Origin of the sequence: Christiangramia aquimixticola (assembly GCF_048285835.1) — a bacterium.
Lineage (GTDB): Bacteria > Bacteroidota > Bacteroidia > Flavobacteriales > Flavobacteriaceae > Christiangramia > Christiangramia aquimixticola.
On sequence record NZ_JBLVTL010000001.1, the window covers coordinates 465490 to 466810 of the forward strand.

1 protein-coding gene is annotated in these 1321 nt (G+C 41.0%); it reads right to left on the bottom strand.

The features are described from left to right. Positions 1–66 precede the first annotated feature (66 nt). Entirely contained in the window at positions 67–1254 is a 1188-nt protein-coding gene (gene tuf, locus ACNKXV_RS02055; protein WP_417906033.1) for an elongation factor Tu, read from the bottom strand. Positions 1255–1321: the final 67 nt, after the last annotated feature.

Genomic DNA, 1321 nt, shown 5'->3' on the forward strand with positions numbered 1-1321 from the left:
AACCCGTAAATATAAGTGAAGGTACCCCGCTTAGTAACGGGATACCTTTTTATATAATGATAATTCTTAGTCTAGAATTTCAGTTACCTGTCCAGCACCTACTGTTCTACCACCTTCACGGATAGCGAAACGAAGTCCCTGGTTCATTGCAATTGGCTGAATAAGCTCAACTGTAATAGTAAGGTTATCACCTGGCATTACCATTTCTACACCATCAGGAAGGTTGATTGTTCCTGTAACATCAGTTGTACGTACGTAGAACTGTGGACGGTAGTTGTTATGGAATGGAGTGTGACGTCCACCTTCTTCTTTCTTAAGGATATAAACCTCAGCTTTGAATTTAGCGTGTGGAGTTACAGATCCAGGCTTAGTAATTACCATACCTCTTGAGATCTGAGTTTTCTCGATACCTCTTAATAGGATACCTACGTTATCTCCAGCTTCACCTCTATCAAGGATCTTACGGAACATCTCAACTCCAGTAATAGTTGAAGTAAGTTTTCCAGCTCCCATACCAATGATCTCTACAGGATCTCCAGTGTTAGCAACACCAGTCTCGATACGACCAGTTGCAACAGTACCACGACCTGTAATAGAGAATACATCTTCGATTGGCATCAAGAATGGCTTATCTACATCACGCTCTGGCAATTCGATCCAGCTATCTACAGCTTCCATAAGATCAAGAACAGTCTTAGACCACTTCTCATCACCTTCTAAAGCTCCAAGTGCAGAACCTGAAATTACAGGACCGTTATCACCATCATACTCGTAGAAAGAAAGAAGATCTCTAACTTCCATTTCAACTAGCTCAAGAAGCTCCTCATCATCAACAAGGTCAACTTTGTTCAAGAATACTACGATTCTTGGAATACCTACCTGACGTCCAAGAAGGATGTGCTCACGAGTTTGAGGCATAGGACCATCAGTCGCAGCCACAACAAGAATTGCACCGTCCATTTGAGCAGCACCAGTAACCATGTTCTTTACGTAATCGGCGTGACCAGGACAGTCAACGTGAGCGTAGTGACGGTTAGCAGTTGAATACTCTACGTGAGAAGAGTTAATAGTAATACCTCTTTCTTTTTCTTCTGGAGCGTTGTCAATTTGATCAAACGCACTAGCCTCTGAATATCCAGCATCAGCCATTACTCTAGTAATAGCTGCAGTTAAAGTAGTTTTTCCGTGATCTACGTGTCCAATTGTACCAATATTTAGGTGCGGTTTGGAACGATCATAAGTTTCCTTTGCCATAATTAATACTTATTTAATCTTAGTTATATATTAGTGTTCAATTTTATACAAAACTAGAGCCAACGAC